We start from the raw sequence: 7,146 nt of genomic DNA on the forward strand, positions 1-7,146 counted from the left end.
ACCATCGCGCTGATGGTGCCGACCGACAGCACCATGCCGATCTCGCCCTGAGTCCATTTATGCGATGCGAGATACGACGCGATGAACGGCCCGAAGCCCGTCTGCACGTTGGCGACGAAGAAATTGAGCCAATCGAGCGCGCGCAGACTGCGCGCCGTGACCAAAGTGCGGCCCGTCATCGGACCGCCCGTGCGTTAGACCCCGCTACCGCTGTCGATGCGGCGGCCGGCGGCGAGGCCGCCGCGGGCGTGGCGGGCGCAGAGGCCGCTGCCGCGCGGGCCGGCGGCGGTGCCGGCGGCGGTGCCGGCGACACCGCGCGGATCGGCTTGTCGGTCGCATACGGCGGCGTCGCGTTGATCTGCGCGTCGCTCAGATCGAGCAGCGGCCGCAGTTCCTTGTTGCGCATGACGAAGCGCAGCGCCGACCAGTTCGCGGCGATCGTGCGCCGGTCGGGGCTCACCATCCCGCTCACGTCGAGCACCACCGCCTGCGGCTGCGCGTTGCCGTCGATCAGCACATCGACGACGCGGCCGACCTTCGCGCCGTTCGAGCGCTCGACGGTCGCGTCGAGCAGCGGCAGCAATTGCGGCGCGTCCGATTTGGGCGCGGTGTTCGGCACCGCCGTCGCGTTCAGCGTAATCGGCGCGCCTCTCGCGGTCGGGGTGAAGCGGAACGCGCCCCATGCGAAGTTCACCTTGCGGTCGCCGACGCCGAGAAAGCCCTGCAGATTGACGACCATCTCGCGCGGCTTGCCGGCCGCGTCGGCGATCATGTCGACCGCGCGGCCGACCACCTTGCCATCGGGCTTCTGCACCTGGCTGTCGAGCAGCGCGCGCGCGTCGCTGCGCTCGATCGTGCGCAGCACGATCAGCGGCGGCGGCGGCGGAGGGGGCGGCGGGGGCGCGACGACGGGCGGCGGCGGCTCGATCTTGTGCGGCTCGACCTTGTGTGGCTTCACGACCGGCTTCTTGGGCTGCTCCGGCTCGCCAGCGGCCTGGCTCTCGACCGGCTCCGGCGCCGAAGCCGCGACCGGCGCGCTGGCGGGCTCGACCGGCATCACCGTCGCATCGACGATCGGCGCCTGCTGGTTGCCCCACAGCAGGCTGCTGCACCCCGACATGGCGGCGAGCGCGAACAGCGCGGCGACAGTGCACAGCAGACGAAACAGACGAAACACGCTGAGCGCGTTGGCAAGGGCAAGCAGATCGAGCGAATCAAGCGGGCCCATCGGCAGACGCCGCGGAGGGCGCGAAAAACCGCCAGTCATCAGGAAAAACTCCACGGGCTGAAGCGGACGGGCGCGATGGGCCGCCGCGGTTGGATGAGTTACGGCCCAGAGTTTAACCTGCGCTGCCGCGCGGGCCGGCTTTCGCGGCTATGCGCGCAACGTGACCGAACGGCCGCGTGCGCGCAATGCGCGCGCGAATCCGTTGTCAGCCGCGGTTTCAGGCGCGCCGACGCCGTAGGTGTAAACGCGCGGCGCTTCAGCGCGCTGCGCCGCCGCGCCACGGATATAACGCGCGCGACATGTCCGGCATGCCATCCATGCGATTGGACACATATTTCTCTTCCCCTACATTTCGAGACAGAAAAGCGGTACCGATAAACATATCCACGAGACGAACCTGATGACGGCCGCTCCGCAGCCGTTTCAGCGCGCTGATAAAGGAGTCACTCATCATGATGGAACCCCAGGCCCTCGCGAATCCGGAAGTCGCGAGCGAAGCGTTCGACGCTCAGTCTTCCGCTCAGTCGACCGGCAAGAGCTTTCTCGATCGCTATTTCGACATCTCCGCGCGCGGCAGCACGCAGCGTCAGGAGGTCGTCGCCGGCATCACGACTTTTCTCGCGATGGTCTATTCCGTATTCGTCGTGCCCGGCATGTTCGGCAAGGCCGGCTTCGACACCAGCGCGGTGTTCGTCGCCGTGTGCCTGACCACCGCATTCGGCTCGCTGCTGATGGGCGTGTGGGCGCGTCTGCCGATCGCGATCGGCTGCGCGATCTCGCTGACCGCGTTCACCGCATTCGGCCTCGTGCTCGGCAAGGGACTGCATCCGACCGTCGCACTGGGCGCGGTGTTTTTGATGGGCGTCGTATTCACCGCGATTTCGGTGACCGGCGTGCGGTCGTGGATCCTGCGCAATCTGCCGGCCGGCATCGCGCACGGCACCGGCATCGGCATCGGTCTATTTCTGCTGCTGATCGCCGCGAACGACGTCGGACTCGTCGTGAAAAATCCGGGCGCGGGCCTGCCGGTGTCGCTTGGTCATATCACGTCGTTGCCCGCGCTGATGTCGGTGGTGGGGCTCGCGGCGATCGTCGGGCTGGTGCGCCGGCGCGTGCCGGGCTCGATCCTGATCGTGATCGTCTCGATTTCGGCGTTCGGGCTCGCGGTCGATCCGGCCGTCGCGTTTCACGGCATCTTTGCGGTGCCGTCGCTGAGCGCGCCGGGCCATGCATCGCTGATTGGCGCGATGGACGTGAAGGGCGCGCTGTCGATGGCGGTGCTGCCGAGCGTGCTCGCGCTCGTGATGACCGCGGTGTTCGACGCGACCGGCACGATCCGCGCGGTCGCGGGGCAGGCGGGCCAGCTCGACGAGAACGGCCGCATCATCAACGGCGGCCGCGCGCTGACCGCCGACTCGCTGAGTTCGATCTTCTCGGGGCTGCTCGGCGGCGCGCCGGCGGCGGCCTATATCGAATCGACGGTCGGCGTCGCGGCCGGTGCGAAGACGGGGATGGCGGCGGCGGTGGTCGGTCTGTTGTTCCTGGTGGTGATGTTCTTCTCGCCGCTGGCCGCGCTGGTGCCTTCGTATGCGACCGCGCCGGCGCTGATGTATGTCGGGCTGCTGATGCTGTCGAACGTCGGCAAGCTGCATATGGACGACATGGTCGACGCGATGTCGGGGCTCGTGTGCGCGGTGTTCATCGTGCTGACCGCGAATATCGTGACCGGCATCATGCTCGGCTTTGCGACGCTGGTGATCGGCCGGGTGGTGAGCGGCGAGTATCGCAAGCTCAATGCCGGCACGGTGGCGATCGCGGCGGTGCTGGTTGGCTTCTATCTGGGCGGCTGGGCGATCTGAGCGGGTTTCGCTGGTTCGCGCCGCGGGCCGGGTTGCGCTCGTAATCGCGCTCGTGATTCGCGCTGGGCCTCGGCGCGGATTCAGGCATTGCGATCGCTATCGATGTGTCGACGGTGCGGCGCGCGGCGGCTGCTGAGCGTGCACCGTCGATGCATCAGCGCGCTAGAGCGCCATGTCGAAGGCGGGCCTGAGAAACAGCTCCATCGCCATCACCGCCAGGCTCATCGCGGCCGCGGCGAGCGTCAATACGCCGTACTCGTCGTAACGCGCGTCGTACAGGCACGCGATGACGAACAGAATCGCCAGCAGGTTGGTCAGCCAGTCGAAGTTCAGCGCAAGGTTCATCGATCGAAGCGGGGCTCATGTGCTGCGATACGAACGATCGAATCGCACGGTCAGATCGGCGCGATTCTATCGAAATGAGCTTACGGATTCGCAACGATTGCGCTTACACAGATTACGTTTGCGCCAGCATTTCGCGCTCGATCCACTCGATCACCGACGTGCGCCGCGGCTGCCAGCCCAGCAGCTTGCGCGCGCGCTCGCCGCGCACCCGGCTGTTCGAGCCGAGGCCGTACGAGGCCATTTCATAGCCCCATTCCTGCTTCGCCTGTTCGAGCGGCCAGTCTTGCGGCGCGCCGAGCTTCATCGCGCGCGCGATCGCGGCGCTCATGTCGCGGAACGACGCTTCGCCGCTTTCGACGAAATAGAACGTGCCGGCAGGGGTTTTCTCGAGTGCGAGGCGGTACAGCTCGACGACGTCGTCGATATGCACGTTCGACCAGATATTGCCGCCGCTGCCCACGTGCCGCACCACGCCGCTCTGTTGCGCCTGGCGCACGAGCCGCGGCAATTGCACGCTCGCGCTGCCCGCCACCGCGCCGTGGCCGTAGATGAGCGTATTGCACAGCACGGCCGAGCGGATGTTCCGTTGCGCGGCGGCGAGCACGAGCCGATCGATCGCGACCCGCGCGGCCTTGTCGGCGCTCGGCTCGGGCAGCGCGTCTTCGCGGTAGATGCGCGCGTCGCCCCGTTCGCCGCCCGACGCATCGCCGACGATGCTCGAACCGCTGGTATGCAGGAACACCTTGCCGGAGCCGGCCAACGCGTCGATCAGCGCGCGCACCGCACCTTCGTGGTCGCTGCTCGCGGCGTTGATGACCGCGTCGGCGGCCTGCGCTTCGGCGATCAGCAGCGCGCGATCGTCGAGCGTGCCGGGCACCGGTTCGATGCCGAGCCGTTTCAGCTCCTCGCTATGCTCGGGCTTGCGAATCAGACCACGCACCAAGTGGCCGGCGCGCACCAGGTGCGCGGCGATCGAGCCGCCGATAAAACCGCTTGCGCCTGTAACGAAAATCTTCAAGACGTTCTCCTTGATTCAAAGACGATGACAGGTCTGCAGTATCGCGCGGCTGGATTTTCGCAAAAAGCGTGTTAGTCTCAAATCAATCTTGACTCGCAATCAATAATGAAAACGTCGACCGACGAGTTGCTGGTGTTCGTCACCGTGATCGACAGCGGCTCGATCACGGCGGCGGCCGAGAAGCTCGGGCAAACCGTTTCCGGCGTGAGCCGCGCGCTCACGCGCCTCGAACGCAAACTCGACACCGCGCTGGTGCGGCGCACGACACGGCGCCTGCATCTGACCGAGGAGGGCGACGCGTTCCTCGGCCGCGCTCGCGCGATTCTCGATGCGCTGGAGGAGGCCGAGGAATCTGTCGCGCGTGGCCGCGAACGGCCGTCGGGACGCTTGCGTGTCGATGCGGCGTCGCCGTTCATGCTGCATTGCGTGGCGCCGCATATGACCGCGTTTTCGGCGCTGTACCCGGAGATCCGGCTCGAGCTGACGAGCAATGAGCGGATCGTCGATCTGCTCGAACACAAGGTCGACATCGCGATTCGCATCGGCGCGCTGCAGGACTCGACGCTCCATGCGCGCGCGCTCGGCAGCAGCAGGTTGCGGGTGCTCGCGAGCCCCGCGTATCTCGCGGAACACGGCGAGCCGGCGACGCTCGACGCGTTGCACGCGCATCGGCTGATCGGCTTTACCGCGCCGGAGCATCTGAACCGATGGCCGCTGCGCGAGGGCGGCCGAGGCAAGAGGCGCAGCAAGAGCGACGGCAAGAACGGCGGCAAAACTCGCGAAGACGCCGCCGCGCGGCTGAAAATCGAGCCGTCGATCACCGCGTCGAGCGGCGAGACGTTGCGGCAACTGGCGCTATCCGGCTGGGGCATCGCCTGTCTCGCCGACTTCATGACCGCTGCCGACGTGCATGACAAGCGCCTCGTGCCGATTCTCGCCAACCTGCACGTCGACGAACGGCAGCCGGTGAACGCGGTGTATTACCAGAGCGCGCCGCTTACCGGGCGCGTGCAGTGCTTTCTGGATTTCATCGCGGCGCGGGTCAGGCTCTAACTGAGCCAGTCGACGTCGTCCGTCCCCGCCGGCCCGCTGCGACCGGTTGCCGACAGACGTTCTTTCACGTCATCAGCCCACTCTCCTATAACTCTGTTAATGGCCCGGGCTCGCCGTCGCGGCAGCGCGCGATTTTTGACGGATGGCGATCGGCGCGATGAAGGTGTATATACAAGTTTGAGCGCGAGGCCGGGCGCGCTCTGGCGAACGCAAAGCGCCCGGCCTCTTACAACGCCGTTGTGCGACTCTCCCCGCCTGTCATGCGACGACACGGCAGGGTAATGGAAATCCCCAAGCACGAAATCTCGAAAAACGAGTTGTATATACAAGACCGCCCGGCTAGACTTATCTGCACTTGTATAGACAGGACGCAACCATGATTCTGACGCCCGGCCACCTGACCCTCCCGCAACTGCGCCGGATCGCGCGCGAACGGCTCACGCTGCAACTCGACCCCGCCAGCCACGCCGCCATCGACACCTGCGCGCAGGCCGTGGCCGACATCGCCGCGAGAGGCGAGCCGGCCTACGGCATCAACACCGGTTTTGGCCGCCTCGCCAGCACGCATATCCCGCGCGACCAACTGGAACTGCTGCAGCGCAATCTGGTGCTGTCGCACGCGGTCGGCGTCGGCGAACCGATGTCGCGCCCGGTCGTGCGTCTGTTGATGGCGCTCAAGCTGTCGAGCCTCGGCCGCGGACATTCCGGCATCCGCCGTGAAGTGATGGAAGCGCTGATCACGCTATTCAACGCCGACGTGCTGCCGGTGATTCCGGTCAAAGGCTCGGTCGGCGCATCGGGCGACCTCGCGCCGCTCGCGCATATGTCGGCGGTGCTGCTCGGCGTCGGCGAAGTATTCGCAAACGGCGAGCGCATGGCGGCCACCGAAGGGCTCGCGCTGGTGGGTCTCGAGCCGATGACGCTGCAGGCGAAGGAGGGCCTCGCGCTGCTGAACGGCACCCAGGCATCCACCGCGCTCGCGCTCTACAACATGTTCGCGATCGAAGACCTGTATCGCACCGCGCTCGTCGCCGGCGCGCTGTCGGTCGATGCGGCGATGGGTTCGGTCAAGCCGTTCGACGCACGGATCCACGAATTGCGCGGCCATCAAGGCCAGATCGACGCGGCGGCCGCTTACCGATCGCTGCTGCAAGGCTCGGCGATCAACGTGTCGCACGCCGATTGCGACAAGGTGCAGGACCCGTATAGCCTGCGCTGCCAGCCGCAGGTGATGGGCGCGTGTCTCGACCAGATGCGCAATGCCGCCGCCGTGCTGCTCACCGAAGCCAACGCGGTCTCCGACAATCCGCTGATTTTCCCGGACACCGGCGAAGTGCTGTCGGGCGGCAACTTCCACGCGGAGCCGGTCGCGTTCGCGGCCGACAATCTCGCGCTCGCCGCGGCCGAAATCGGCGCGCTCGCCGAACGCCGTATCGCGCTCCTGATCGACGCGACGCTGTCGGGCCTGCCGCCTTTCCTCGTCAGGGATGGCGGCGTGAACTCCGGCTTCATGATCGCGCACGTAACGGCCGCCGCGTCGATCTGGCCTTGATGGCCGCGCAATTCGTGGATCCGTGCGTCGAACGGCTTGACCGAACCCATCGCCGCATCGACCGACAGCGCGCCGGCGACGAGCGCGGTGC

At 66.8% G+C, this 7,146-nt stretch carries 6 protein-coding genes and 2 pseudogenes; 3 read left to right on the top strand and 5 right to left on the bottom strand.

Annotation, left to right across the window (positions count from 1 at the left end):
* The 3 genes and pseudogenes from VGH68_RS28825 to VGH68_RS28835 all read right to left on the bottom strand — a co-directional run.
* Window positions 1-179 (bottom strand): annotated as a pseudogene (locus VGH68_RS28825) (MFS transporter); the annotation flags it as partial.
* Window positions 176-1,120: a PRC-barrel domain containing protein gene (locus VGH68_RS28830; protein ID WP_331607153.1), complete on the bottom strand. Its 945-nt coding sequence runs from the start codon at window positions 1,118-1,120 to the stop codon at window positions 176-178. The gene VGH68_RS28830 and the pseudogene VGH68_RS28825, both read right to left, overlap by 4 nt.
* A gap of 364 nt (window positions 1,121-1,484) precedes the next feature.
* Complete coding sequence (locus VGH68_RS28835; RefSeq protein WP_331607147.1) at window positions 1,485-1,682, bottom strand: hypothetical protein; 198 nt, start codon at window positions 1,680-1,682, stop codon at window positions 1,485-1,487.
* On the opposite strand from VGH68_RS28835, the gene VGH68_RS28840 reads away from it, so the two are divergent.
* Window positions 1,681-3,087, top strand: coding sequence for an NCS2 family permease (locus VGH68_RS28840; RefSeq protein ID WP_331607148.1), 1,407 nt, complete (start codon window positions 1,681-1,683; stop codon window positions 3,085-3,087). The two genes, VGH68_RS28835 and VGH68_RS28840, sit on opposite strands and share 2 nt — an antisense overlap.
* Before the next feature lie 162 nt (window positions 3,088-3,249).
* Here the strand turns inward: VGH68_RS28840 and VGH68_RS28845 are convergent, their stop codons facing one another.
* On the bottom strand, window positions 3,250-3,432 hold the full coding sequence (locus tag VGH68_RS28845) for a hypothetical protein (protein WP_331607149.1): 183 nt from the start codon (window positions 3,430-3,432) through the stop codon (window positions 3,250-3,252).
* 112 nt (window positions 3,433-3,544) lie between these two features.
* A complete protein-coding gene (locus tag VGH68_RS28850; protein ID WP_331607150.1) occupies window positions 3,545-4,450 on the bottom strand; it encodes an NAD-dependent epimerase/dehydratase family protein in 906 nt (301 codons plus the stop codon).
* A 105-nt stretch (window positions 4,451-4,555) separates the two neighbouring features.
* On the opposite strand from VGH68_RS28850, the gene VGH68_RS28855 reads away from it, so the two are divergent.
* Together VGH68_RS28855 and hutH are read left to right on the top strand one after the other, a co-directional pair.
* A complete protein-coding gene (locus VGH68_RS28855; protein ID WP_331607151.1) occupies window positions 4,556-5,503 on the top strand; it encodes a LysR family transcriptional regulator in 948 nt (315 codons plus the stop codon).
* Between the two features lie 376 nt (window positions 5,504-5,879).
* A pseudogene (hutH, locus tag VGH68_RS28860) lies at window positions 5,880-7,040 on the top strand (histidine ammonia-lyase); the annotation flags it as partial.
* Window positions 7,041-7,146 lie beyond the last annotated feature (106 nt).

The organism is Paraburkholderia sp., assembly GCF_036488505.1.
In the GTDB taxonomy this organism is placed as follows: Bacteria; Pseudomonadota; Gammaproteobacteria; order Burkholderiales; family Burkholderiaceae; genus Paraburkholderia.

What these genes read in the sequence shown, in the direction of transcription:
- VGH68_RS28845 (WP_331607149.1), bottom strand. Translation starts at nt 3,432, where the DNA reads ATGAACCTTGCGCTGAACTTCGACTGGCTGACCAACCTGCTGGCGATT.
- VGH68_RS28840 (WP_331607148.1), top strand. Translation starts at nt 1,681, where the DNA reads ATGATGGAACCCCAGGCCCTCGCGAATCCGGAAGTCGCGAGCGAAGCG.
- VGH68_RS28830 (WP_331607153.1), bottom strand. Translation starts at nt 1,120, where the DNA reads ATGTCGGGGTGCAGCAGCCTGCTGTGGGGCAACCAGCAGGCGCCGATC.
- VGH68_RS28855 (WP_331607151.1), top strand. Translation starts at nt 4,556, where the DNA reads ATGAAAACGTCGACCGACGAGTTGCTGGTGTTCGTCACCGTGATCGAC.
- VGH68_RS28835 (WP_331607147.1), bottom strand. Translation starts at nt 1,682, where the DNA reads ATGATGAGTGACTCCTTTATCAGCGCGCTGAAACGGCTGCGGAGCGGC.